The 23,327-nt window shown below is 74.7% G+C and carries 25 protein-coding genes and 1 pseudogene; 17 read left to right on the forward strand and 9 right to left on the reverse strand.

From position 1 onward, the window contains the following. A partial coding sequence (locus PGN05_RS10500; RefSeq protein WP_419752483.1) for an NlpC/P60 family protein occupies window positions 1–1,832 on the forward strand: 1,832 nt, incomplete at its 5' end. 14 nt (window positions 1,833–1,846) lie between these two features. On the opposite strand, the gene PGN05_RS10505 is transcribed toward PGN05_RS10500, so the two are convergent. From PGN05_RS10505 to PGN05_RS10545, 9 genes and pseudogenes are all read right to left on the reverse strand, one after another. Further along, window positions 1,847–2,605 (reverse strand): hypothetical protein, encoded by a 759-nt coding sequence (locus PGN05_RS10505; RefSeq protein ID WP_419752484.1) that lies wholly within the window; start codon window positions 2,603–2,605, stop codon window positions 1,847–1,849. Further along, the gene (locus PGN05_RS10510; RefSeq protein ID WP_419752485.1) at window positions 2,602–2,946 is read right to left on the reverse strand and encodes a hypothetical protein; all 345 of its coding nucleotides are present in this window, start codon (window positions 2,944–2,946) and stop codon (window positions 2,602–2,604) included. The genes PGN05_RS10505 and PGN05_RS10510 overlap by 4 nt, the downstream gene beginning before the upstream one ends. 137 nt (window positions 2,947–3,083) lie before the next feature. Further along, window positions 3,084–4,193 carry a flagellar biosynthesis protein FliA gene (locus PGN05_RS10515; RefSeq protein WP_419752486.1) on the reverse strand — a complete coding sequence of 370 codons (1,110 nt, stop codon included), beginning with the start codon at window positions 4,191–4,193 and terminating at the stop codon, window positions 3,084–3,086. 98 nt (window positions 4,194–4,291) lie between these two features. Then, complete coding sequence (locus PGN05_RS10520; protein ID WP_419752487.1) at window positions 4,292–4,753, reverse strand: hypothetical protein; 462 nt, start codon at window positions 4,751–4,753, stop codon at window positions 4,292–4,294. Between the two features lie 318 nt (window positions 4,754–5,071). Then, window positions 5,072–5,245, reverse strand: a pseudogene (gene csrA, locus PGN05_RS10525) (carbon storage regulator CsrA); the annotation flags it as partial. Between the two features lie 100 nt (window positions 5,246–5,345). Next, window positions 5,346–5,750 (reverse strand): flagellar assembly protein FliW, encoded by a 405-nt coding sequence (fliW, locus tag PGN05_RS10530; protein ID WP_419752488.1) that lies wholly within the window; start codon window positions 5,748–5,750, stop codon window positions 5,346–5,348. Between the two features lie 13 nt (window positions 5,751–5,763). Next, window positions 5,764–6,669, reverse strand: coding sequence for a flagellar hook-associated protein FlgL (flgL, locus tag PGN05_RS10535; protein ID WP_419752489.1), 906 nt, complete (start codon window positions 6,667–6,669; stop codon window positions 5,764–5,766). Between the two features lie 4 nt (window positions 6,670–6,673). Then, a complete protein-coding gene (gene flgK / locus PGN05_RS10540; protein WP_419752490.1) occupies window positions 6,674–8,074 on the reverse strand; it encodes a flagellar hook-associated protein FlgK in 1,401 nt (466 codons plus the stop codon). Between the two features lie 73 nt (window positions 8,075–8,147). After that, on the reverse strand, window positions 8,148–8,633 hold the full coding sequence (locus PGN05_RS10545) for a flagellar protein FlgN (RefSeq protein ID WP_419752491.1): 486 nt from the start codon (window positions 8,631–8,633) through the stop codon (window positions 8,148–8,150). Between the two features lie 174 nt (window positions 8,634–8,807). Here PGN05_RS10545 and PGN05_RS10550 point away from each other — a divergent pair, with 174 nt between their 5' ends. From PGN05_RS10550 to PGN05_RS10625, 16 genes are all read left to right on the forward strand, one after another. Then, a complete protein-coding gene (locus tag PGN05_RS10550) occupies window positions 8,808–9,728 on the forward strand; it encodes a sigma-70 family RNA polymerase sigma factor (RefSeq protein WP_419752492.1) in 921 nt (306 codons plus the stop codon). 18 nt (window positions 9,729–9,746) lie between these two features. Continuing rightward, window positions 9,747–10,820, forward strand: a complete 1,074-nt coding sequence (locus tag PGN05_RS10555; protein WP_419752493.1) for a hypothetical protein — start codon at window positions 9,747–9,749, stop codon at window positions 10,818–10,820. Between the two features lie 139 nt (window positions 10,821–10,959). Next, entirely contained in the window at window positions 10,960–12,168 is a 1,209-nt protein-coding gene (locus PGN05_RS10560; protein WP_419752494.1) for a flagellin, read from the forward strand. A 104-nt stretch (window positions 12,169–12,272) separates the two neighbouring features. Beyond that, the gene (fliD, locus tag PGN05_RS10565; RefSeq protein ID WP_419752495.1) at window positions 12,273–13,628 is read left to right on the forward strand and encodes a flagellar filament capping protein FliD; all 1,356 of its coding nucleotides are present in this window, start codon (window positions 12,273–12,275) and stop codon (window positions 13,626–13,628) included. A 67-nt stretch (window positions 13,629–13,695) separates the two neighbouring features. Next, window positions 13,696–14,082 carry a flagellar export chaperone FliS gene (fliS, locus tag PGN05_RS10570; protein WP_419752496.1) on the forward strand — a complete coding sequence of 129 codons (387 nt, stop codon included), beginning with the start codon at window positions 13,696–13,698 and terminating at the stop codon, window positions 14,080–14,082. Continuing rightward, window positions 14,079–14,435, forward strand: a complete 357-nt coding sequence (locus tag PGN05_RS10575) for a hypothetical protein (RefSeq protein ID WP_419752497.1) — start codon at window positions 14,079–14,081, stop codon at window positions 14,433–14,435. The genes fliS and PGN05_RS10575 overlap by 4 nt, the downstream gene beginning before the upstream one ends. Before the next feature lie 289 nt (window positions 14,436–14,724). Continuing rightward, entirely contained in the window at window positions 14,725–15,072 is a 348-nt protein-coding gene (flgB, locus tag PGN05_RS10580) for a flagellar basal body rod protein FlgB (protein WP_419752498.1), read from the forward strand. A gap of 1 nt (window position 15,073) precedes the next feature. Continuing rightward, the gene (gene flgC / locus PGN05_RS10585) at window positions 15,074–15,472 is read left to right on the forward strand and encodes a flagellar basal body rod protein FlgC (protein ID WP_419752499.1); all 399 of its coding nucleotides are present in this window, start codon (window positions 15,074–15,076) and stop codon (window positions 15,470–15,472) included. Between the two features lie 2 nt (window positions 15,473–15,474). Continuing rightward, on the forward strand, window positions 15,475–15,804 hold the full coding sequence (fliE, locus tag PGN05_RS10590) for a flagellar hook-basal body complex protein FliE (RefSeq protein ID WP_419752500.1): 330 nt from the start codon (window positions 15,475–15,477) through the stop codon (window positions 15,802–15,804). Then, window positions 15,804–17,393, forward strand: coding sequence for a flagellar basal-body MS-ring/collar protein FliF (gene fliF / locus PGN05_RS10595; protein ID WP_419752501.1), 1,590 nt, complete (start codon window positions 15,804–15,806; stop codon window positions 17,391–17,393). Before fliE ends, fliF begins: the two co-directional genes overlap by 1 nt. A gap of 73 nt (window positions 17,394–17,466) precedes the next feature. Beyond that, window positions 17,467–18,549, forward strand: a complete 1,083-nt coding sequence (gene fliG / locus PGN05_RS10600) for a flagellar motor switch protein FliG (protein WP_419752502.1) — start codon at window positions 17,467–17,469, stop codon at window positions 18,547–18,549. After that, entirely contained in the window at window positions 18,533–19,294 is a 762-nt protein-coding gene (locus PGN05_RS10605; protein WP_419752503.1) for a FliH/SctL family protein, read from the forward strand. The genes fliG and PGN05_RS10605 overlap by 17 nt, the downstream gene beginning before the upstream one ends. Window positions 19,295–19,299: 5 nt before the next feature. Continuing rightward, a complete protein-coding gene (locus tag PGN05_RS10610) occupies window positions 19,300–20,595 on the forward strand; it encodes a FliI/YscN family ATPase (RefSeq protein ID WP_419752551.1) in 1,296 nt (431 codons plus the stop codon). Between the two features lie 34 nt (window positions 20,596–20,629). After that, entirely contained in the window at window positions 20,630–21,082 is a 453-nt protein-coding gene (locus PGN05_RS10615) for a flagellar export protein FliJ (RefSeq protein ID WP_419752504.1), read from the forward strand. Further along, window positions 21,070–22,017, forward strand: coding sequence for a transglycosylase SLT domain-containing protein (locus PGN05_RS10620; RefSeq protein WP_419752505.1), 948 nt, complete (start codon window positions 21,070–21,072; stop codon window positions 22,015–22,017). The genes PGN05_RS10615 and PGN05_RS10620 overlap by 13 nt, the downstream gene beginning before the upstream one ends. Further along, window positions 22,014–23,324, forward strand: a complete 1,311-nt coding sequence (locus PGN05_RS10625; protein ID WP_419752506.1) for a flagellar hook-length control protein FliK — start codon at window positions 22,014–22,016, stop codon at window positions 23,322–23,324. The genes PGN05_RS10620 and PGN05_RS10625 overlap by 4 nt, the downstream gene beginning before the upstream one ends. Window positions 23,325–23,327 lie beyond the last annotated feature (3 nt).

Consider the following 23,327-nt stretch of genomic DNA (forward strand, 5'->3'; position numbering starts at 1 on the left):
CGCCGCAGGAGGCCGCCGCGGTGCGCGCCGCCCTCGCGGCCCGGACGCCCTCGGGCCGGTCCTCCCCCGGGCGCCGCCCGCCCGCGGGCCGGTCCCGCCGGCCCGCGCCGCGACGGCGGACGCCGAGGCGCACGATCCGGCACCGGCTGGCCGCCGTCGCCGGCCCTCGCTGGCGGGTGCGGCTGTCCCTCACCGCGCTGGCCCTGGTGCTCCCCGTGCTGGCCGGCCTGGTGTGGCCGGACGGCCGGACCGCGGGGACGGCCGCCGTGCCGTCCGACGCCACCAGCCTCGCCCTCGCCGCGTCGAGCCGGCTGACGGGCGCGGCCCAGGACTACCGCTCGCTGCAGCAGGAGCTGACCGAGCGGCGCACCGAGCTGCAGGCCGCGGTCGACGCCGCGGCGGCCGCCCGCGCCCGGGTGGCCGCCGAGCAGGCGACCGTCGGGACGCGCGCCGCCGACCTGTACCGCACGCCGGCCGAGGGGCGGCACCCGCTGCTCGGCCTGAGCGTCCACCGGCCGTCCGCCACCCCCGACGTCCTGTACGGGGAGGCGCTCGCCGAGCGCGCCGCCGACCACCTGGAGACCACCGTCGTCCGGGCCGAGCGCGCCCGGGCCGACCTGGCGCGCGCCGTCCGCCGGGAGACCGTCGCCGCGGCCGCCCTGGCCACCGTGGAGCAGCGGGTGGCCGCCGTCCTGGCCGGTGCCCGCGAGGTCGCCGGCGGGCTGCGCACCGACGTGACCGCGCAGCTGGCCGCGCTCGGCACCGCCCCCGCGGCGGGCGCCCAGCAGGAGGCCAACCAGCAGGCGCTGCGCCGCTGGCAGGACTACCTCGGCGTCCTCTCCGTCGCCGGCATCCAGCCGCCCCCGGCGGCGTCGCTGGCCGATCCGGCGGCGCTGCCGGCCGGCCTGTCCCCGGCGCTGGACGGCGCCGGCCGGCCGATCCCCGGGGTCGCGTGGGCGGTCGCGGGCAACCGCCCGCTCACCGTGCTGCCGGCCGAGACGGTGACCGCGGTGAGCAGCGCGCTGGCCCAGCTGGGCAAGCCCTACGTCCCCGGTGGCGCCGGCCCGGACGTCTACGACTGCGGCGGCCTCACCGCCACCTCGTGGCTGCTCGCGGGCTACGCGCTGCCCTCCGGCCCGGCCGACCAGTGGGCCTCCGGCGCAGCCGTCCCCCTCGACCAGCTCCAGGTCGGCGACCTCGTGTTCACCGACGGCGGCGCCGACGTCGGCATCCACCTCGGCGAGGGCCAGGTCGTCACCGCCTCCGCCGCGACCTACCAGGTGGGCGTGCGCACCATGACCGACGCCGTCGGCGCCGTCCGGGTCCCGTCGGCTGCCCCTGCCCAGCCCAACCCCGCTCTGCCGGCCGGGACGGCGGGCCGGGGTGCCTGCGGCGCGCCGCCGGCCCCGGCGGGTCCGATCAGCCCGTCCTGGGGCGGCTGGTCCAACGGCTCCATCCCGGCGGGCGTGCTGTGCCCGATCGCGCGGGGCCACGCCCTGCGGTGCGACGCGGCGGCCGGTTACACCGGTCTCGCGCAGGCCTTCGAGGCCGCCTTCGGCAGCCGGCTGTGCATCACCGACTCCTACCGCTCACTCACCGCGCAGGTGTCCGCCTTCCAGCGCAAGCCGGCCCTGGCCGCGGTCCCGGGGACGTCGAACCACGGCTGGGCGCTGGCGGTCGACCTGTGCGGCGGGATCAACGTGGCCGGCACGCCGCAGTCGGCGTGGATGGCGGCGAACGCCGGGCGCTTCGGGTTCCTCCAGCCCGACTGGGCGCGGCCGGGCGGCGAGAAGCCCGAGCCGTGGCACTGGGAGTTCGGCGACCTGGCCTGACGACGGGGCCGTCCTCACACCCAGCGCAGGGCGGCGAGCTGCCGCCACGGCAGCCGCTGGCACGGCTCCCCCGTCTCCCCGGCCAGGCGGGCGGCGACCGCCGCTCCGGCGCAGGCGACCGGGGACCGCGGGGTGACCACGACGTGCAGGTCGCGGACGTCCAGGCCCGCGCGCCCCAGCCGGCCGAGCAGCCGCTCGGGTGCGGCGAGGACCGCGGAGGCGAGCAGCGGGACCTCCGGGTGGGACCAGAGCGCCACCGGCCCCTCCAGCCGCAGCTCCCCGCCGACGTCGGCGGCCCGCGCGAGGGCCGCCGTCCGGACGACGTCGAGGCGTGCCCGGCCGAGCCCGACCGAGGGCGACCACGGGCGGGCGGCGGCCCCGCGGCGGACGACGACCCGCCAGCCGACGGCGGTCTCCCGGCGGTCGGTCCAGTCGAGGACGGCGATCCCGGCGGAGGCGGCCGCGGCGTCGGGCACCGGCCGCTGGGCCACCCAGGAGATAAGCGCCGCGGCCAGTCCCTCGGGGGTGGCGGCGACGCCGGCGTCGGTGAGGTCCTCGGCGAGGTCGCGCAGCGGCACCCGCAGCCGCCGCTCCCCCTCCTCCAGCACGGCCACCGGGCCGTCGACGCGGTCGTCGACGACCCCGGCGGCCAGCGTCGGGGTGGCCAGGGCGGGCAGCACCTCGTCGGCCACCCGTCGCAGCTCGGCCGCCGTCACCGGCACCGCACGCAGGCGCTGCAGCAGGCCCGTGGCGCCCAGGCCGGCCGGCCTCACGCGCGGCCGCCCAGGAGGGCGGTGCGCAGTGCCGCGGGCAGGGTGGGCAGCGCCAGCACGCTGGCCAGCTCCCGGGCGGACAGCCGGACCGGCAGCACGTCGGGGTCCCAGCCGGTCACCCGGCGCACGCGGGCGGCGGACGCCGGCCAGACCGTGTCGCGCACGGTGGCCACGTGCAGCTCGGTGAGGACGTCGGACAGGTGGAGGGCGGCGACCGGGTGCACGCGCGGGTCCTCGACCCCGGCGCGGACCAGCGCGGACAGCTGCGCGCGGTCGGCGGCGGCCAGCCAGTGCGGCACGAGGACGTCGGGGGTCGACTCCCCCGCGGTCAGGGCGCTCATCGCACGCTCCCCGGCCCCGGGACCGGCACGGGACCGCGGCGGCGGCGGCTGTCCCTGCGACCCATCACGTCTGTGGTATCGGCAGTCGGGAGGCCCATCGGACCCCTGCCGGCCACACTTTCCCCGACCGCTGCCCGTCAGTCCGCGAGCTCGACCAGCCGCTGCTTGAGGACGCGCTCCACCCGGTCGGCGTGCACGTTCATGTTGCGCACCGACGTGCCGAGGTCGGCCGACAGCTGCGTCTTGGTCTTGCCGCCCCACGTCGTGAGGTACCAGGTCGCCCAGCCCAGGACGTTCGGCTGGCCGGCGCGCTGCTCGGGGCGCGCGCCGGGGTCGGGTGCGCAGGCCGCGGTCAGGGCGTGTGACAGGAGCGTCTGCTCCGCCTCGCCCATGATCTCGTCCGGCGCCTCGCTCGTGTCGGGCAGCATGATCTCGGTGGCGTCCGGGCCGCCGTCCAGCGACTGCAGGTTGCGCAGCCCGTTGAGGGTCGCGACCGTCTGCGAGTTGCGCCGCAGCGTGGCCACGCTCTGCCCCATGTAGGCGGCCAGCTCCTTCTCGCTGGGCTTGCGCTGGTGCTCGGTGAGGAAGGCGGCGACCGCCTTCTGCTGCTTGTGCTCGGTGTCGGCGGCGGTGCGCCCGTGGGCGTTGCGGCCCAGGTCGTGCACCCACTTCGACAGCTGCGTGGCCAGGAACGCGCCGAACGGGACGCCCTTGGTCTCGTCGTACTGCCCGACCGCCTTGAGGATCCACTCGCTCACCTGCTGGGTGAGGTCGTCCGAGTCCGGCAGGTGCAGGCGGATGGTGCTCATGTTCCGCTGCAGCCGCTTGAGGCTGACCGGGAGGTAGTGGCGGCACAGGTCGTCGAGGAAGGCCGGCGGCAGGTCCCGCGGCGCCCGCCGCCGGACGTCGGCCTCGGCGCGCAGCCCCACCGTGCTGCAGCCGCGACCGGAGCACCAGGCGCGGACCCAGTCGGCGAGCAGCGGTCCCGATCCCCGGGAGCCGTCGACCCGGTAGAGCCCCTCGCCCTGGTCGAAGCTGACCGTGACGCCGGGGGGCAGCTCGCGGCGGAACTCCTCGAGCCGCAGCTCCCGGTCCACCCGGAAGTGCACGCGGTCGCGGGGCGTGATCGGGGCGAGGACCCAGCCCTCGACCTCGGGGATGCCGCCGAACACCAGCGGGGCGCGGGTGCGCGCGGCGGCGGCGCGGTCAGCGGGGACGTCGACGGGGCTGAGCGTGGGGTGGGACACCGGGACTCCTGGGCGACTGTGGGGAAGACAGACGGCGGCGGCCCGTCCAGGACCCCACCCCCGGCCGACTCGGGGTGGGACCTGGACGGGGTCGTACCTCAGACCGGGACGTGCTCGGCCGGGAGGGGGAGCCGCGGGGCGGGGAGCCCGCCCGTGGCGGGGCCGGCGACCAGCCGGCCCATGAGGTCGGCCGCGGCGGCGCGCTCGGCTCCGCTGGGCTCGACGGTGTAGACCGGCATGTGGTCGTACAGCGCCGTGAACACCTCGCTGACGAAGGCGTACGCGGCCTGCGCCTGCGGCGAGAAGCGGGCGACCGCGGCGCGCGGTCCCAGCTCGACACCGACCGTGACGCGGACGACGCGGTCGTCCTTGCTCACCCCGGTCAGCTCGAAGCAGACGTCCGGGTGCGCGCCGGCCAGCTCGGCCAGCGCCGCGAGGCACCGCCGGGTCGAACCCCGGCGGGGTCGCAGCTGGACGTGGACGACCACCGTCTCGTTGGCGCCGGTGTCGGCGGTCGGCTCGGCCTGGATGCCGGATCCGGTGACTGCGCTCTGTTGCATGGTGATCGCCCCCTGTGACGTGCTTGGGGCAACTCTCGCGCATCCAGGGCGCCGGAACGCCACAACACTCGCTGTGCCGTTCGCAGTTGTCGGGCCATCTCTTCGGCAGGTCTTGCCCGTGTCGCTCAGCCGACGAGCCCGCGCGGTGCGGTCGTCGGCAGAATCCGCCAGGACCGAGGGGCGTCTCGGTCAGGTGTGTCAGCCTGCGGCGTCCTCCGGAACCGGCTCGGCGCCCGCGGCGGCGGGCACGGCCCCCGGGGTGGCCGGCGCGGGGGCGAACGCGGCGAGCGCGCCGAGGGTGTCGGCGGTGACCTGGGCGGCGAGCAGGTTGGCCTCGGCGATCTGCCGGTAGACCTCCTCGCGGTGGATGGTCACCTCCCGCGGGGCCTTGAAGCCGAGGCGGACGGTGCCGCCGCGGACCTCGACGACGTGGACCTCGATGTCGTCGCCGATGCGGATCGTCTCGCCGACGCTGCGGGTGAGTGTGAGCACGTGGACCCCTCCATGGGTGTGGTGTGTGCCGTCCGTGGCTGAGCGGTGGCCCGCGTCGCGGGCCGGGGCGGGAGAACGGGCTGGGATGCCGCCTCCAGGGTTATCGGCGCAGGGGACGCCGGATCGGATGGGATGCGTCGCAGAGAACGGCCTGGGCCGCCCGCCAGGTGAGCGGGTTGACCACCAGCGGCGCGCGCAGGTTGGCCGTGGCGGCCGCCGGGCCCTCCGGGGGGACGGTGACCAGGCAGTACAGCCGGGCTGCCGCGGCGTCGTCGAGGCCGAGGTCGGCGCAGACCGCGGGCGGCAGGGCCGGCGCGTAGTCGGGGAAGTACAGAGCCGGGTCGATCGCGAGGAACCGCGGCCCCTCGTGTGCCATCGACTGCAGCCAGAACAGCCGCCCGTCGCCGTCGGCGGTGACGAGCACGTAGTCCCGGTGCCCCGGGAAGCCGGCCAGCGGCTCGGTGAGGCCCAGCAGCGGCAGCGTGGCGACGGGCGCGAGGGTCATGACGGCGTCCTGGTCAGCGGAGGAAGTCGACGAGCGTGGGCTGCAGGGCCTTGGCCGTGGCGGCCAGCGCCGCCTGGTAGCCGACCTTCTGCATCTCCAGCTCCATGATGGTCTTCGGCAGGTCGACGTTCTCCGTGGCGGCCAGCCGGCTGGAGAGGGTCAGCGACCGGTCGGTGGTGGTCAGCTGGGCGTTCTCGATGCGGGTGGCCCGCGCACCGACGTCGGCCAGCGCCGCCAGCATCCGGTCGCGCACCTGGTCCAGGGCGGTGAGCCCGGCGTCGAGGTCACCCGTCGCCGGATCGGCGGTGAGGGCCGCCGAGATGTCGCTCAGGACGGTGAACAGCGTGTCTCCCGAGTCGAGGGTGAGCGCCTCGCCGCCGGTGATGTCGACGCGGACCCGCTCGGTGTCCGACACCCGCCGCATGACCTGCGGGTCGCCCGGCCCGGAGCCGGTGCCCACGTAGCCGCCGGTGGCCGGGTCGAAGGCGACCGACCCGGTCGTCACGCCGCCGAACAGGGGGCGCCCCTGCAGCTGCTGGTTGGCCAGGTCGAGCAGGCTGTTCCGCAACTGGTCGACCTCCGTGGCGATGGCCTCGCGGGAGGCGGTGCCGTAGGCGCCGGTGTTACTGCCCTGGACGCTGAGGTCCCGCACGCGGCGGACCTGCTGCAGCATGGTCGTGAGCGCGGAGTCGGTGGCCTCGAGCTGGGTCTTGCCGTCGGTGGTGTTGCGGCTGAACTGGTTGGTGGCCGCGATGTCGCCGCGGGTCTGCAGGGCCTGGTTGGTGCCGGTCGGCGAGTCGGACGGCGCGTTGATGAGCCGGCCGGAGGTCAGCTGCTGCTGCAGCCGGCCGACGGCGTCGAGGTTGCGGTTGAGCCCCTGGAGGCTGGTGAGGGCGACGGCGCGCTGGGTGATCCGCATCAGGTCAGCGCCCCACGACGCCGGTGCGGTTGATCAGGACGTCGAGCGCCTCGTCGATCGCGGTCACCATGCGGGCCGCCGCGGAGTAGGCGTGCTGGAACTGCAGCATGTTCGACATCTCCTCGTCGAGGTTCACGCCGGCCACCGACTCGCGGGCGGCGTCGACGTTGGTGGTGATGACCCGCTGGATGTCGAGGTTCCGGTTGCTCACCGCGGCCTGGACACCCAGGGAGACGATGCCCGCGCGGTACAGCGCGTCCGGGCTGCCCGTCGCGGTGCGCAGGTTCGCGATGCGGTCGGCGATCTCCGCGTCGGTGCTGTCCGTGACCTCGGCGGCCGCGACCTGGTCGGGGCCCACCGCCGGGTTCACGCGGATGGTGGCCGCGGTCACGACCGTGGCCGGCGGCGCGGGGACGAACAGCGGCAGACCGGTCTCGCCGCCGCGGCCGAACCCCTGCTCGTGGATGTCGTTGACCTGGCGGGCCAGCTCGGCGGCGACCGTGTCGAGCTGGGTCCGCGACGCCGGCAGGATCTCCCGCAGCGCGGTGATCTGACCGGCGGCCGTCCCCCCGACGGACACCTGGGTGCCGCTGCCGGCCGTGACCACGCGCGGGTTCCCGCCGGCGAGGTCGTCGGGGCCCGTGGCGGCCCGGACCTGGAGCTTCGTCGTGCTGGCGTCGGAGACCAGGGTCACCCCGCCGACGAACACCGTGATCCCCCCGTCGTCGGTCGGCCGGGCGGTGGCGCCCACCGCCTCCGACAGCCGCAGGACCAGGGCGTCGCGCTGGTCGGCGAGCTCGTTGGCCGGCTTGCCGTTCAGCGAGGACCGCCGGATCGCGTCGTTGAGCTTGGCGACGTCCCCGGCCACGGCGTTGACCTCGTCGACGAGGGCGACCAGGTTCTCCTGGGTCTGCCCCCACTGGCCGTCCATCTCCGAGCGCGCGGCCTGGAAGCCGCCGACCAGCGTGCCGAGGCGCTGCAGCAGCTGGCTGCGGGCCGCACCGTCGGTGGGGTGGTTGGCGACGTCGCCCCAGGCGGCCCACACGTCGGAGAGCTGGCTCTGGATGCCGGTGTCACCCGGCTCGCGCAGCGCCTGCTCGACCATCTCGTAGGCACCGGCCTCGGCCGTCAGCTGCGCGGTCGCGGCGTACTCGGTCTGGGCCCGGCCCTCGAGGAAGACGTCCCGGATGCGGTTGACCTGGTCGGCCGACACCCCGGAGCCGACGCCGCTGCTCACCGAGTAGATCGCGGGGACGGCGATGCCGCCCATCGCCCGGAGGTCGACCCGCTGCCGCGAGTACCCCTCGGTGTTGACGTTGGCGATGTTCTGCCCGGTGACGTCGAGCCCGCGGCGCTGCGCCCACAGCGCGGTCGTCGCCGTGTTCAGCCCGCCGAACGTACTCACTTGGACTCCTCGCTGGCGCTCGTCGTCTGCGTTCGCAGCCCGCTGTACCGCCGCTGTGAGCTCGCGAGCTCGCTCACAGTGCCCCGTCCAGCGTCACGGCGCGGGCGGAGCGCTGCGTCGTCCTGCCGGTGGCGCCGTAGGTGCCGGCCGACGGCGCCTTCACCGACAGCAGCGCGTCACCGATGGCCGCCAGGCCGCCCTCGATCAGCTCCCGGTTGGCATCGGAGAGACCGCGCAGGTCGGTGACCAGGACCAGCAGCGCCTCGTGGTGCTTGGCGTAGAGGTCGTTCCACGGCGCGGGCGCCGCCTCGGCGAGCTTCCGCAGTGACGGATTGGCGCCCACCCCCAGAGCCGTCGCGAGCACCTCGGTCACCGCGGCGCGCTCCACCTCGAGGGTGCGCAGCTGGTCCAGGACGACCTCGATCTCGTGCGCGATGCGCGACAGCCAGCGGGTCTTGCCCGTGACGATCAGGTACTGCTTCTCCTCCGCCTTGAACAGGAGCAGGTCGAGCAGCTCCTGCTCCCTCCAGAGCAACGTCGACAGGTGCTGGTAGTCCACGCCCGTCACCGCCCTTCCGTCGTCTCCCCGCGGCAGGCGTCGGTGCTGCCAGCGGGTTCTCGCCAAGGCCATCGGCACCCGCGGGTGGGCCCTCAAGCCGAGGCACTCAAGTTCGGCGGAGATGGTGCCGACAGGTAGGTCCCGTCCGGCCCCGCGGCTGCCGAGGAAGGAGGCGTGACACCATCGAGTGCCCCGGCGACCGAGCGGATCCCGGCCGCCCGACGCCCCGCCGCTGTGCAGGGGGCGTCGACCCGGGACGTCGACGCCCTCGTGACCGAGCACCTGCCGCTCGCCGCGTTCGCCGTCAACGCGGTGGCCGCGCGCATCTCCCTGCCCAGCCACGTCAGTCGCGAGGACCTGCTGTCCTGCGCGAAGGTGGCGCTGGTCGAGGTGGCGCGCCGGTTCGACCCGTCGGCCGGCGCCTCCTTCGCCACCTACGCCCTGGCCCGGCTCCAGGGCGCCGTCCTCGACGAACTGCGCTCCGGTGACTGGGCCAGCCGCAGCGTCCGTGCCGCCGCCCGGCGCACCGACGCGGCGGCCGACGCCCTGGCCATGTCCCTCGGCCGGCCGCCGACGCGCGAGGAGCTCGCGACCAGCCTGGGGATGGCGCGCAGCGCGCTGGACACCCTCCAGGTCGACGTCCACCGGGCGGTCATGGTGAGCATCGACGCCGACACCGGCCCCGACGGCTCCTCCCTCGACCTGCCCGACACCGGCGAGTCGCCGGAGCGGGCGGTGCTGCGCAGCGAGAGGTCGCGCTGTCTGCAGGAGGCGATCCGCGCGCTGCCCGACCGGCTCGACGAGGTCGTCGAGCGCAACTTCTTCGGCGGGGAGTCGCTGACCGACATCGCCGCCGACCTCGGCGTGACGCTGTCCCGGGTCTCGCAGATGCGGGCCCGCGCCCTCACCCTGCTGCACGCCGCGATGAGCGAGGTGTGGGAGGGCACGGCGGTGGCCGCCGACGGAGGCGTCCGCGCCCGGAACCAGCAGCGTTCCTACGTCGACCGCGTCGCCGGCCGCAACGCGCCACCCCTCCCCCAGCCCCGTGACATGCGGGCCGTCGGCGACCGCTACCGGGCCGCTCGTCCCGCCTGACGGAGAGAAGGAACCACCATGAAGGTCTTGATCATGCACGCCGGCCAGGACGCCCAGGACTACTACCGGGTGCGCGAGCCCGTCCGGGAGATCCAGGAGGCCGGCCTCGGCATCGAGATCGAGACGACCCGCGGCATCGCGACGATGGTCCGTCCCGGCCACGACGGCGGCGAGGGCGAGGTCTACGAGGCCGACGCCCGCGGCGCCGACGTGGTCGTCCTGCAGCTGCCGAAGACCGTCGCGATGCTGCAGACCATCCGGGTCCTCCAGGACCAGGGCGTCGCCGTCGTCGTGGAGATGGACGACCTGCTCACGGCCATCCCGTTCGGCACCCCGAGCCACGAGCTCCTCGTCCGCAAGGGCATGGGACGCCGGGCCGCCGAGTGCGCCCGGGAGGCGGACCTGGTCACCACGACCACCCCGGCGTTGCTGCAGGAGTACGCGCCGCACGGCCGCGGCGCGGTGATCCCCAACGCGGTGCCGCGGCGGATCGCCGAGCTGCCCCCCGCCCACGAGCGCACCCCCGAGGTGGTCACCGTGGGGTGGACCGGCAGCGTCTACTACCACCCCTACGACCTCCAGGAGGTCGGGACGGGGCTGCAGCAGGCGCTGGACCGCACCGCCGGCCGGAGCCGGTTCACCGTCCTCGGTCAGAAGGGGGACGCCCGCACCCGCCTCGGCCTCTCCGACGAGCCCGGCGAGGTGCCGTGGATCGACGGCATCGACGCCTACGTGACGGCCGTCGGCGAGCACTTCGACGTCGGGATCGCGCCCCTGCGGATCGACCGGTTCAACACGTCCAAGAGCTGGCTGAAGGCACTGGAGTACGCGGCCCGCGGGGTCTGGTTCGCCCGCTCCCCCAGCGCCGAGTACGAGCGGCTCGCGCTCGGCTGGCGGGCGCGCAGCGCGAAGGACTGGGCCAAGGCGCTCACGACCGCGGTCGAGCAGGCCGACCGGCGCCGCGAGCAGGCGGCCGCCAACCACGAGGCGGTCCTCACCGGACACCTGACCGAGCACACCGCCGAGCGCTGGGTGGCCGCCTGGCAGCGGGCCCTCGACCACCGCGCACGGAGCCGGCGGAAGTACGCCTGACGGCCCGGTCGGGTGACCCCGGCGAAATCCCCGTCGATTCGCCTCAAGTCCCAGACGCCCCACGCCGAAACAACGGGGGCAAGGCCCGCAGCACGGATGCAGCGGGTGAACACCAAGACCCCGTCCAAGGAGGAACACCATGGGTCTCAGCGTCAACAACAACATCGCGGCGATGAACTCGTACCGCAACCTGTCGATCACCGACGGGCAGATGAGCAAGTCGCTGGAGAAGCTCTCCTCCGGCTTCCGCATCAACCGCGCGGCGGACGACGCCGCGGGCCTGGCCATCTCCGAGGGCCTGCGCTCGCAGATCGGTGGCCTCAAGGTCGCCGTCCGCAACACCCAGGACGGCGTCTCGGTCGTGCAGACCGCTGAAGGTGCGCTCACCGAGACGCACAAGATCCTGCAGCGCATGCGCGACCTGACCGTCCAGGCCAGCAACGGCGGCGGGCTCAACGACGACGCCAAGAAGAACATCCAGTCCGAGATCGGCCAGCTGAAGAACGAGCTGACCCGCATCCAGGAGACGACGACCTTCAACGGCACCAAGCTCCTGGACAGCAAGTACGACGGCAAGTTCCAGGTCGGTGCCAACGTCGGCGAGTCGATCAACGTCAAGATCGGCACCGCCATGGGTGCTTCCGGCCTCGGGGTCGACGGCGTCGACATCACCAAGACCGGTGTCGGCACGGTCACCACCACCCCGACCACCGCCGTCGCCGGCTCGGCTGCGGGCTCCAACGGGACGGCCGCCTCGGCGACCATCCCGTCGGCCACCCTGGACCTGTCGAAGGCGGAGAACTTCGCCAAGCTCGACGGTTCGATCACCTACAACGGCAACACGCTGGACCTGTCGTCCATCAGCTACAAGGCCGACGCCAGCGTTGCCGACCGCAAGACCGCCGTCGAGACCGCCGTCAACAACGCCTTCAGCGGCAAGGTGACCGTCGACTGGGCCACCTCCGCCAGCGGTGTGGTCTTCAAGGGTGAGACCCCGGTCGGCCCGGCCACCACCGACGCCGAGAAGGCCGACCTGGCCAAGAAGCAGATGACCTTCACCCAGGCCACGGGTGCCGAGTCTGCTCTGAAGAAGATCGACAGCGCGATCAAGACCGTGTCGAACACCCGCGCCGACCTGGGTGCCATCCAGAACCGGTTCGAGCACACGATCAACAACCTCAACGTGGCGGTCGAGAACCTGACCGCCTCGGAGAGCCGGATCCGCGACACGGACATGGCCCAGGAGATGACCAACTTCACCCGGAGCCAGATCCTGACCCAGGCCGGCACCGCCATGCTGGCCCAGGCCAACCAGGTCCCCCAGGGCGTCCTGAGCCTGCTCCGCTGATCCACCCGCACCACCTGAGCACCACCAGGTGAAGGGGGGAGGCCTCCGGGCCTCCCCCCTTCCGCTCGATCCCCCCACGACCAGGAGGCCGCTGCATGGCAGGCATGAGCACGAGCGTCGGCCTGATCTCGGGCATGGACACCGCCTCCCTCATCGGCCAGCTGATGCAGGTCGAGGCGAACCCGCAGACCCTCCTGAAGAACAAGCTCGTCTCCACCAACAGCGACGGCAACGGCTACCGCGCGGTCAACCTCCGGTTCGACTCGCTGCGCAGCGCGGCCGCCGGGCTCTCCGGCGACGCGGCGTGGACCGCCGCCAAGGCGACCAGCTCGAACGCCGGCGTCACCGCCTCGGCCGGCTCGGGCGCGCTCGCCGGCTCACTGACCTTCACCGTCGAGCAGCTGGCCACCGCCCACTCGATGCGCAGCGACACCGTCTTCGCCGCACCGGCCGGGAAGACCGCCGCCGACACCGACTTCACCGCCACGTCCATCGACGTCAGGGTGGGCACCACCACCACGAAGATCGACCTCGACACCGACAAGAGCGGCACCGCGACGCTGACCGAGGCGGCCGCCGCGATCAACGCGAAGAAGGACCTCGGGCTCACCGCCACCGTCGTCCAGGTCGCCGAGGGCCGCTACCGGATGCAGCTCAGCACCGCGACCTCCGGCGCCGCCGGGACGTTCTCGGTCACCGGCGGCCCGGCGTTCAGCGACCTCACGACCGGGGTGGACGCGAAGCTCACCATCGGCTCCGGGGACGGCGCCTACGCGGTCACCTCCCCGAGCAACACCTTCAAGGACCTCCTGCCCGCCACGGCGATCACGGTGTCCAAGAAGGGTGAGACGTCGACGGTCACCGTGGCCCGCGACACCGACGCGACCGCCGCCAAGGTGCAGGCCCTGGTCGACGCCGCCAACAACGCGCTCCAGGTCGTCTCGGACTACACCTCCAAGGACAGCGCCACCGCGACGCTGCAGGGCGACAGCACCCTGCGCGACCTCGCCGGCCGCGTCCTGGACATCGTCTCCTCCGGCGTCGGTGGCAAGTCCGCCGCCGGCTACGGCATCCAGCTCACCAAGGACGGCCGGCTGACGTTCGACAAGGCCGCGTTCTCCGTCGCGCTGGCCGCGGATCCCGCCGCCACGCGCACGTTCTTCACCGCGACCACCGGGGCCGGCACCACCGCCCAGCCGGTGGGGCTGGCCGCGCAGATCGAGGCCATGGCCAAGTCGGCGTCGGACGCCACGACCGGCTCGCTGACCCTCCTGGCCAAGGGCAGCGACAACGTCGCCAAGGACCTCCAGGAACGCATCGCCGGCTGGGACGTCCGCCTCGCGCTCCGCAAGGAGACGCTGACCCGACAGTTCACCGCGATGGAGACGGCTCTGAGCGCGCTGCAGAACCAGTCCTCCTGGCTGGCCGGGCAGATCAGCGGCCTGCCGTCCTGGTCCTGAGCCGCAGTTCCCGACGTCCCCCCACCGACGCCGCTCCCCCGACGTTGACCCTGGAGACCCGCACACCATGAGCACTGCCTCGCTCCGCGCCCGCTACATCGGCGACACCGTCACGACGGCGTCACCCCAGCGGCTGCTCGTGATGCTCTACGACCGCCTCGCCCTCGACCTCGAGCGGGCCGGGACCGCCCTGTCCGCCGGTGACCGGGAGGAGGCCGGCAAGCAGCTGCAGCACGCTCAGGAGATCGTGCTCGAGCTGCGCAGCAGCCTGCAGGTCGACGCCTGGGAGGGCGGGCCCCGGCTGGCCGCCCTCTACACCTGGCTGATCGGCGAGCTCGTGCAGGCCAACGTCAAGGCCGACCGCAACCGGGTGACCTCCTGCCTGCAGGTCGTCGAGCCCCTGCGCGACGCGTGGCGGCAGGCCGCCGCCTCGCTCGCCGCCACCCCGGCATGACCGCCGACCGCCCCTCCCCCGGCGCGGACGCGGTCCCGCCGGCCGAGTGGGCGACGGTCCTCGACGACCTGGAGGGCGAGGTGCTCGCCGCCGAGGCGAGCATGGACGCCGACCGCACCGAGGAGATCGAGGCCTGGGGACAGCGGGTCCAGGAGTGGATCCCGCCGAGCGGACTGGGCCCCGTCCCCCCGGACCTGCGCGAACGCGCCGCCCGGCTGCTGCAGCACCAGCTCGCCGTCGCCGAGGCGCTGGTCGAGGCGATCATCCAGTCCCGCCGCCAGCGCGACGTGGCCGCCCGGATGACCTACGGCCCGGCCCGCCCGGTCGCCTCCTTCATCGACCGCGCCCTGTAACCCCGCACTCCCCCGAGAGCCCCCCGGGACGCCGCCCACCGGCGACCCGGGGGGCTCTCCGCGTTCCCGGCTCCCCACGAGTCACAGTTGCCCCGTCCACCCCTCCGGCCGACACGAGCCACTCCCATGGCCCCTGGCGGTCACTCCGGCCGCCGGGGACGCCGATGGGGGAAGGGCACGGACAGCGCAACCCTCGCCACGGATCGGCGGCCCCCTCACTCGCTCGCGAGTGTCTCCTGCGTACCCGGAGGCCGATCGTGTCCTGCTGCCCTGCCCTCGGAACCGCCCGATGATCGGCGACGTCACCTCGACGACGCTGCACGCCGCCCTCGCCGGCCTGGCCCAGCGCCAGCGCGTCACCGCGGACAACATCTCGAACATCAACACGCCGGGCTTCCTCGCCGGCCGCGTCGACTTCGAGTCGGGTCTGCGCGGCGCCCTGGCCAGCGGTGAGACGCCGCTCCTCAGCGGCGGCAGCACCGCCCGCTCGCTCGAGCCGACGAACACCAACGGCAACAACGTCAACCTCGACGCCGAGACGGTGATCGCGACCGAGACAGGGCTGCGCTACCAGCTCGCGCTCAACGCGCTCGACGGCAAGTACAACGTCCTGCGCTCGGCCCTCCGGACGGCATGACGTGTTCGACAGCCTGAACATCTCCGGCTCCGGCCTGCTCGCGCACCGCAAGTGGCTCGACGCCGTCTCGGACAACATCTCCAACGTCAACACGGCGACCAGCACCGACGAGAACGCCTTCCAGGAGCGGCTGATCGTCGCCCAGGCGGTCGACTACGGCTCCGGCGAGGGCGGCGTCCGCGTGGCCGGCGCCGAGTTCGGCAGCGCCGAGGGCCGACTGGTCCACCAGCCCGACCACCCGCTCGCCGACGAGGAGGGCTACGTGAAGTACCCGGACATCGACCTGGGTGAGCAGATGACCTCGCTGATCATGGCCCAGCGCGGCTACCAGGCGAACCTGGCCGTGGTGGAGCGCGCGACCAACGCCTACCAGTCCGCCCTGCAGCTCGGGAGGGGCTGACCATGACCTCCCCCATCAGCGGCATCTCCGCCGCGATGCCCGCCCTGCCGACCCTGCCGGTGACCGGCGTCGGCGCGGCCGACGCCACGTCCGGTGCGGCCGCGCCGGCCTCCGGCGACTTCGCCTCGGTGCTGGCCTCGTCGTTCGACCGGCTGCAGGCCACCCAGTCGGCCTCCGACGCGCTGGCCACCCAGGCCGCCACCGGCGACCTGCGCGACGTGCACGACTACATGATCGCGGCCAACGAGGCGAAGCTCGCCACCGAGATGGTCGTGACCCTCAAGAACAAGGCCGTTGACGCCTTCACCGAGATCATGAGGATGCCGGTCTGATGCCTGCCGCCCTCGCCGGGCCGCTGGAGCGCATCCGCTCCACGCTGTCCACGATCAGCCTCGGCCAGAAGGTCGTCATCGGCCTCCTGGCCGTCGGACTGCTCCTCGGTGGGTTCTTCTTCGTCCGCTGGAGCACCGCCCCGACGTTGGCGCCGCTGTTCTCCAACCTGGCGTCGACCGACGCCTCGGCGATCGTGGACGAGCTCAACGCGGCCGGGGTCGCCTACGAGCTCGCCGACGGCGGCGGGACGATCATGGTCGCCAACGACCAGGTGTACGACCTGCGCCTGTCGATGAGCGGCAAGGGCCTGCCCGCCGGCTCCGACACCGGCTACGCGCTGCTCGAGGAGTCGGGCATCACGACCAGCGAGTTCCAGCAGCAGGTGCAGTACCAGCGGGCCATCGAGGGCGAGCTGGCCAAGACCCTGGAGTCGCTGGAGGGCGTCCGCTCGGCCGTCGTCCACGTGGCGCTGCCCGAGGACGAGGTCTTCGTCAGCGACAAGGCCGAGCCGACCGCGTCGGTGCTGCTGGACGTGGCGCCCGGGACGACGCTGTCCGGCGAGCAGGTGCAGGCCGTGACGAACCTGGTCTCCTCGAGCATCCAGGACATGGACGCCGAGCAGGTCACCGTCGCCGACGCCACCGGCCAGGTGCTGTCGGCCCCCGGGCAGGGTGTGACCACCGCCGCCGGCGACGCCCGCTCCCAGCTGGAGCAGGAGTACGAGGCCCGGCTGGTCGCCAACGCGCAGGCGGTCCTCGACCCGATCGTCGGCCCCGGCCGCGCCCAGGTCTCGGTGCGCGCCGACCTCGACCTGTCCCAGCGCGACACCACCTCGAAGACCTACACCTACGAGGAGGGCACCCCGCCCGTCTCGGAGAGCACCACCACCGAGGACTACACCGGCAACGGCGCCGCCGTCGGCGGTGTGCTCGGGCCCGAGAACGAGGCCGGCGCCGGCGGCGACACCGGGGACTCCACGTACAACAAGGAGTCCACGACGTCGAACAACGCCGTCGGGGAGACCGTCGAGACCGTCCAGGGCGCGCCCGGTGCGATCAACCGGCTCACCGTCTCGGTGGTCATGGACCAGGCCGTGGCGGGCGCCCTCAACCAGGGCCAGATCGAGGACCTGGTCGGCAACGCCGTCGGCCTGAACGTGGGCCGCGGCGACGCCATCACCGTCGCGGCGATGGCCTTCGACACGACCGCCGCCGACCGGGCGGCCGCCGAGCTCGAGGCCGCCCAGGAGGCGGAGCAGCAGGAGCAGCTCTGGTCGATGATCAAGACCGGCGGCATCGCGCTCGGCATCGCCCTGCTCGTGCTCGTCGTCTGGCTGCGCTCGCGCCGCCGGGGCGAGGACGACGAGGACTACGAGTCGCTCGAGCTGCCTGACGACGTCATGGCCGAGCTCGACCGCATCCGGATCGAGAGCACCCGGGAGATCCCGATCGACAACGCGCAGGCCGAGCTGGAGGCCGCCGAGCGGCAGCGGGTGCGCGGGGAGATCGCCTCGATGGTCAACGAGAAGCCGGACGAGGTCGCCGCCATGCTGCGCGGCTGGCTCACCGAGAGCGGGAGCAGGTCATGACCGAGCTGGCGAGGTCATGGAGGAACAGAGCACCCCGGGGCACAGCTCCGACGAGCGTCAGCGAGGAGGAGCTGTGACCCTCGCCAGCGTCGAGCAGATGGCCGCGGTGAACCCGGCCGCGCAGACCGCGGTCCTGCCGGCGGTCCGGGAGCGCCCCGCCATGCCGGGCATCCGCAAGGCCGCCGTGTTCATCGCGCAGTTGAGCCGCGAGGAGGCCGGGGCGCTGCTGGCGAAGATGCGCCCGCGGGAGGTCGAGCAGATCACCCGCGAGCTCATGAAGCTCGGCTCGGTGGAGCCCACCGACGTCGACGGCGTCCTCGAGGAGTTCCACCACCTCATGAACGCCCAGCGCTTCGTGGGCCGCGGCGGCATCGACTTCGCCCGCGAGATCCTGGCGGCGGGCCTCGGCGAGGACAAGGCCGAGGGCATCCTGTCGCGGCTGAACGTCGTCTACTCCGAGGTGCCGTTCTCCTCGCTGCGCAACGCCGACGTCCGGCAGCTGGTCACCTTCCTCAAGGACGAGCACCCGCAGGTGATCGCCCTGGTGCTGGCGCACCTGACGGCCGCGCAGTCGGCCGAGGTGCTCTCGGGCTTCGGCCCGGAGCAGCAGGCGCTGGTCGCCCACCGCATCGCCACCATGGACCGCACCTCCCCGGAGATGGTCCGGCTGGTCGAGGAGGAGCTGGGCCGCCGCATGGGCTCGCTGCTCGCGCACCAGGACATGAGCACCGTCGGCGGCGTCGAGACCCTCGTCGAGATCATCAACCGCTCGCCGCGGCCGACCGAGCGGTCGATCCTGGAGTGGCTGGACAACACCGACCCGGAGCTGGCCGACCAGGTCCGGTCGCAGATGTTCGTGTTCGAGGACATCGTCACGATCGACGACCGCTCCCTGCAGCTGGTGCTGCGCGAGGTCGAGGCCAACGACCTGGCCACCGCGCTCAAGGGCGTGCGCCCCGACGTACGGGACAAGGTGGTCCGCAACCTCTCGGAGCGCGCCGCCGAGAACCTCGCCGAGGAGATCGAGCTGCTCGGCCCGGTCCGCACGCGGACCGTCGAGGAGGCCCAGGCCAAGGTCGTCGGCATCATCCGCACGCTCGAGGAGCAGGGCGCGCTGACCATCTCGCGGGGCGGTGACGATGAGTTCGTCGCCTGAAGCGGGTTCACCGCGGCCGTCGGCGCTGCTGCGCGGCGCCCCGGCCGAGGCCGCGACGCCCTACCGGTCGGCGGTGCCGGGGCCGCGCGCCACCGAGCCGGTCGTGGAGCGGCGGACGACGATCCGCCGGGCGGCCGACATGCCGGTGCCGGCCAACCGGACGTCGTTCCGGCTGGGCGACGTCTACGCCGAGGAGCTGGCCCGGCTGCGCGAGCACGCGCGCCGGGAGGGCTTCGCGGCCGGCCACGCCGAGGGCCTGCTGGCCGCCGACGCCGTCGTCGCCGAGACCGAGCGCGCCGCCGAGGCGCGGCTGGCCGAGGTCCAGGCCCGCTGGGAGCGGCGGCTGGTGTCGGCGACCGCGGCGCTGGGCTCGGCGGTCACCCAGCTCGAGGAGGCCGCGCTGCCGGTCGCCGAGGACGTCCGCGACTCGGTCATCTCGATCGTGCTGACGCTGGTGGAGGACCTGCTCTGCCGCGAGCTGGCCCTCGCCGACTCCCCCGCGCTGGACGCCGTCCGCCGGGCGCTGACCCTGTGCCCCGCGGACGCCCCCGCCGTCGTCCGGCTGCACCCCGACGACCTCGCCGAGATCCCCGCCGACGCGCTGGCGGGCCTGCCCGACAGCGTGCGGGTGGTCGCCGACCCCGCCGTCGAGCGGGCCGGCGCGGTCGCCGAGTCCGGGATCACGCGGGTGGACGCCCAGCTGGGCACCGCCCTCGAGCGCGTCCGCGCGGTGCTCGCCCCGTGACCGGGATGGGACTGCTGGACCGGGCCCGCGCCGCGGCCCGCCCGCAGCTGACCGGGCAGGTCGTCGGCGCCATGGGCCTCACGCTCAGCGTGGAGGGCGTCGTGGCCGCCGTCGGGGACCTCGTGGAGGTCAACCCCGGCGCCCGCGGCCTGCTCGCCGAGGTGGTGGCCGTCAGCCGCGACCGGCTGACCTGCATGCCGCTCGGCGAGCTCTCCGGCGTGCACTCCGGTGCGCCGGTGCGCGCCACCGGCATGCCGCTGCAGGTGCCCGTCGGCGAGGCGCTGCTCGGCCGGGTGCTCGACGGCCTCGGCCGGCCGGTGGACGGCGGCCCGCCGCTGGACGCCGGCCTGGAGTTCGTCGACCTGGCCAGCGAGACGCCGCACGTGCTCTCCCGCAGCCGGGTCGCCGAGCCGCTCACCTTCGGCGTCCGGGCGCTGGACACCCTCGTCCCCTGCGGCAAGGGCCAGCGGCTCGGCATCTTCGCCGGCTCCGGCGTGGGCAAGTCGACGCTGCTGTCCCAGATCACCCGGGGCACCGACGCCGACGTCCGCGTCATCGGCCTCATCGGCGAGCGTGGCCGCGAGGTCAAGGAGTTCCTGGAGGAGAACCTCGGCCCGGAGGGCATGGCGCGCACGGTCGTCGTCGTCGCCACCTCCGACGAGCCGCCGCTGGTGCGGCTCAAGGCGGCCTTCGTCGCCACCCGCATCGCCGAGGGCTTCCGCGACCAGGGCCGCGACGTCCTGCTGCTCATGGACTCCATCACCCGGACCGCCATGGCCCAGCGCGAGGTCGGGCTCTCCGCCGGGGAGCCGCCGGCCACCCGCGGCTACCCCCCGAGCGTCTTCGCGATGATGCCGCGGCTGCTGGAGAAGGCGGGCACCTCGACCACCGGGTCGATCACCGGCCTGTACACGGTGCTCGTCGAGGGCGACGACCACAACGAGCCGATCGCCGACACCGCCCGCTCGATCCTCGACGGCCACATCGTGCTGACCCGCAAGCTCGCCACCGTCGGGCACTTCCCGGCCATCGACGTCCTGGAGTCGATCTCCCGGGTGGCCGGCGCCGTGGTCCCGCCGGCCCAGATGACCGACGCCCGGGAGGTCCGCCGGCTGATGGGGGCGCTGCGCGACGTCAAGGAGCTCATCGAGATCGGCGCGTACCAGGCCGGCGCCGACCCGCTGGTCGACCGCGCGCGGGCCCTGGCGCCGGCGATCGAGGCCTTCCTGCAGCAGCCGACCGGCGAGCTGACGCCGGCGGCGGAAGCCTGGTCCTGGCTGAACCGCATCGTCCGCTCGTGACGGCGCCGTCCGCGCCGGGCCGGGACGCGGCGGCGTGAAGCGCGCCGCCTTCCGGCTGCAGCCGGTCCTCGAGCTGCGCCGCACCCAGGAGCGCACCGCGGCGCTGGCGGCCGCCGAGGCCGCCCGCGCCGCGGCGGGGGCCGACCGCCGGGCGGCCGAGGCCGGGGCCGCGGTCGGCACCATCGTCCCGCCCGGGACCGCCACCTCGGGCGCCTTTCGCGCCTCGATGGTCCTGGCCCGGGTCGCCGCGGAGGACGCCGCGGCGGCCCGGGCCCTCGCCACCGCCTCGGCGGAGCAGGCGGAGCTGGTCCGCGCGGGCTGGACCGCCGCCGCCCAGCGCACCAAGGGACTGGAGCGGTTGCGAGAACGTCACCTCGAGACGGTCCGGATCGCCGAGCAGGCTGCCGAGGACAGGAGCGTGGACGACCTCGTCACCGGCCGCTCGAGCCGCCGCACCCCCGCCGGGGAGGTGCCGTGGACGGACTGACCGCGGTGCACAGCCGGATCAGCGAGATCCAGAGCCGCTTCCTGGCCCCGGTGCGCCCGACGTCGACCACCGCCGCCTGGGCCTCCGCCGCGAGTGCGGCCGGCCTGACCGGCGCCGGCGCGACCGCGTCGCCCGCGACCGGCACGGCGTCGCCCGCCTCCGAGCAGGCCGTCGTCAGCGAGGCACGCAAGTACCTCGGCGTCCCCTACCTGTGGGGCGGCACCGACCCGGCCAAGGGGCTGGACTGCTCCGGCTTCGTGCAGCTGGTCTACGGGAACCTCGGGGTCGACCTGCCGCGCACCTCCGCGCAGCAGGCGACGGCCGGCACCGCGGTCGCCTCCCTGGACTCGGCCCGCCCGGGCGACCTGGTCTTCTTCGACCACTCGTCCCGGCCCGGCATCGACCACGTCGGCATCTACATCGGCGAGGGCAAGATGATCGCGGCGCCGCAGGCCGGCGAGACGGTCAAGGTGCAGGACGTCGGCAGCCCCACGGTCATCCGCCGGGTGCTGCCCGCGCAGGCCGCGGCGGGCACCGCGCCGGGCGGCTCGCTCGCCGGCGTCCCCTACGCCGACCTGTTCACCGCGGCCGGCGCCCGCCACGCCGTCGACCCGGCGCTGCTGGCGGCGGTCGCGTCGCAGGAGTCCGGCTTCAACGCCTCGGCGGTCTCCTCCGCCGGCGCCCAGGGCCTCATGCAGTTCATGCCCGCCACCGCGCGCGGCCTGGGCGTCAACGCCCTCGACCCCGCCTCGGCGATCGACGGCGCCGCCCGCTACCTGAGCCAGCTCAGCGGCCAGTTCGGCTCGACCGAACTAGCCCTGGCGGCCTACAACGCCGGGCCGGGAACCGTGCGCCGCCACGACGGCATCCCGCCCTACCCCGAGACGCAGAACTACGTCCGGGCCGTCATGAGCAAGGCAGAGAGCTACCGATGACAGCACCCGTGATGCCGGCGACGCCGGCCGCTCCCCCGACGGCGCCTCCTGCCCCGTCCGCCCCCGGCGGCCGCGAGCGGTTCGCCTCCGCGCTCGACGACGCGGTCGCGGACGGCCGGGCGCGGGCCGGCGCGCAGGGGCCCGACCCGGACGCGGCTCCGGCCGCGGAGGCCGTGGACGCGACGTCGGCGGGTGCCGGCGAGACCGCGCCGGCGCCCGAGGACGCGGCCGCCGGCAGCCCCGTCGTCGCGCCGGCTCTGCCGGCGGGCCTCTGGGTGCTGCTCCACAGCACGCCCGCAGGTGCGGCGCCGGCCGGCAGCCCCGCCGGGACGACGCCCGCCGTCCAGGCGGTCGCCGGCGCGCCGGCCGCGGACGACGGCGGGGTTCCGACCGCCGTTCCCGGAGCACTGCCGACGACGGCCGGCCTGCCCGTCCCGGGCCTCCCCGTCGCCGCCCCGGCCGGGACCCCCGCGGGTGCGGCCGTCCCGGGCGCCCCGACCGCCGCGCCCGTCACCGACCTGCCCGTGGTCCCGCTGGTCCCCGCGGGAGCCGCGCCGACGGGTGCCGCGGCTCCGGGCGCGCCGGCCGCGGCGACCGCGGCGCCGGCCGACGGCGCACCGACTGCGACCCTCCTGACCGTCGTGACCGCTGCACCCGTCGACACCGCGGTCCCGCCGGTCCCGTCCCTGCCGGCCGCGCTGCCGACGGCGACGTCCGCGGAGACCCCGGTCGCCGGCCTGCCGGCCGCGGGCGACGCGGAGGTCCAGCCGGACTCCGGTGCCTCGGCGGACGTCGGCGCGGTCGCCGCGGCCCCGGCGCCGGCATCCGCGTCGGCCCCCGCAGCGACCCGGCCCGCGGACGACGGCGGCGCCGCCCCCGTGGCCACCCAGGTCGCCTCGCACGTCGCGGTCCTCCGCAGCAGCCCCGACGGTGTGCACACGATGAGCGTGGTGCTGACCCCCGAGGACCTCGGCCGGGTCGAGGTGCACGTGACCCTGTCCCAGGGCTCGGTCGACCTGACCCTGCGCGGGTCCACCGAGGCCGGGCGGGCCGCCCTGCTCGACGCCCTCCCGGACCTCCGCCGGGACCTCCAGGCCGCCGGCCTGAGCTGCGGCAACGCCTCGGTCGACCGCGACTCCGGCAGCAGCTGGTCCTCGGCCTCGCAGCAGGCCCCCGGCGACCGCCCCGGCCAGCAGGACCGCGGCGACGGCCGGGCCCGGCCGTGGCTGCGGCAGGCCGACGCCGAGCCCCGCCCCGGCCCCCACCCCACCCCGTCCACGTCCGCCGGCGTGGACATCCGCGTCTGAGAG

Source organism: Geodermatophilus sp. CPCC 206100 (assembly GCF_048569675.1).
Classification (GTDB): Bacteria; Actinomycetota; Actinomycetes; order Mycobacteriales; family Geodermatophilaceae; genus Geodermatophilus.

Coding starts and splice junctions, on each gene's coding strand:
- fliE (WP_419752500.1), top strand. CDS start 15,475: ATGACCTCCCCCATCAGCGGCATCTCCGCCGCGATGCCCGCCCTGCCG.
- fliF (WP_419752501.1), top strand. CDS start 15,804: ATGCCTGCCGCCCTCGCCGGGCCGCTGGAGCGCATCCGCTCCACGCTG.
- PGN05_RS10510 (WP_419752485.1), bottom strand. CDS start 2,946: ATGAGCGCCCTGACCGCGGGGGAGTCGACCCCCGACGTCCTCGTGCCG.
- fliD (WP_419752495.1), top strand. CDS start 12,273: ATGAGCACGAGCGTCGGCCTGATCTCGGGCATGGACACCGCCTCCCTC.
- fliS (WP_419752496.1), top strand. CDS start 13,696: ATGAGCACTGCCTCGCTCCGCGCCCGCTACATCGGCGACACCGTCACG.
- PGN05_RS10555 (WP_419752493.1), top strand. CDS start 9,747: ATGAAGGTCTTGATCATGCACGCCGGCCAGGACGCCCAGGACTACTAC.
- PGN05_RS10605 (WP_419752503.1), top strand. CDS start 18,533: ATGAGTTCGTCGCCTGAAGCGGGTTCACCGCGGCCGTCGGCGCTGCTG.
- PGN05_RS10560 (WP_419752494.1), top strand. CDS start 10,960: ATGGGTCTCAGCGTCAACAACAACATCGCGGCGATGAACTCGTACCGC.
- PGN05_RS10520 (WP_419752487.1), bottom strand. CDS start 4,753: ATGCAACAGAGCGCAGTCACCGGATCCGGCATCCAGGCCGAGCCGACC.
- PGN05_RS10625 (WP_419752506.1), top strand. CDS start 22,014: ATGACAGCACCCGTGATGCCGGCGACGCCGGCCGCTCCCCCGACGGCG.
- flgL (WP_419752489.1), bottom strand. CDS start 6,669: ATGCGGATCACCCAGCGCGCCGTCGCCCTCACCAGCCTCCAGGGGCTC.
- fliW (WP_419752488.1), bottom strand. CDS start 5,750: ATGACCCTCGCGCCCGTCGCCACGCTGCCGCTGCTGGGCCTCACCGAG.
- flgB (WP_419752498.1), top strand. CDS start 14,725: ATGATCGGCGACGTCACCTCGACGACGCTGCACGCCGCCCTCGCCGGC.
- PGN05_RS10575 (WP_419752497.1), top strand. CDS start 14,079: ATGACCGCCGACCGCCCCTCCCCCGGCGCGGACGCGGTCCCGCCGGCC.
- PGN05_RS10610 (WP_419752551.1), top strand. CDS start 19,300: ATGGGACTGCTGGACCGGGCCCGCGCCGCGGCCCGCCCGCAGCTGACC.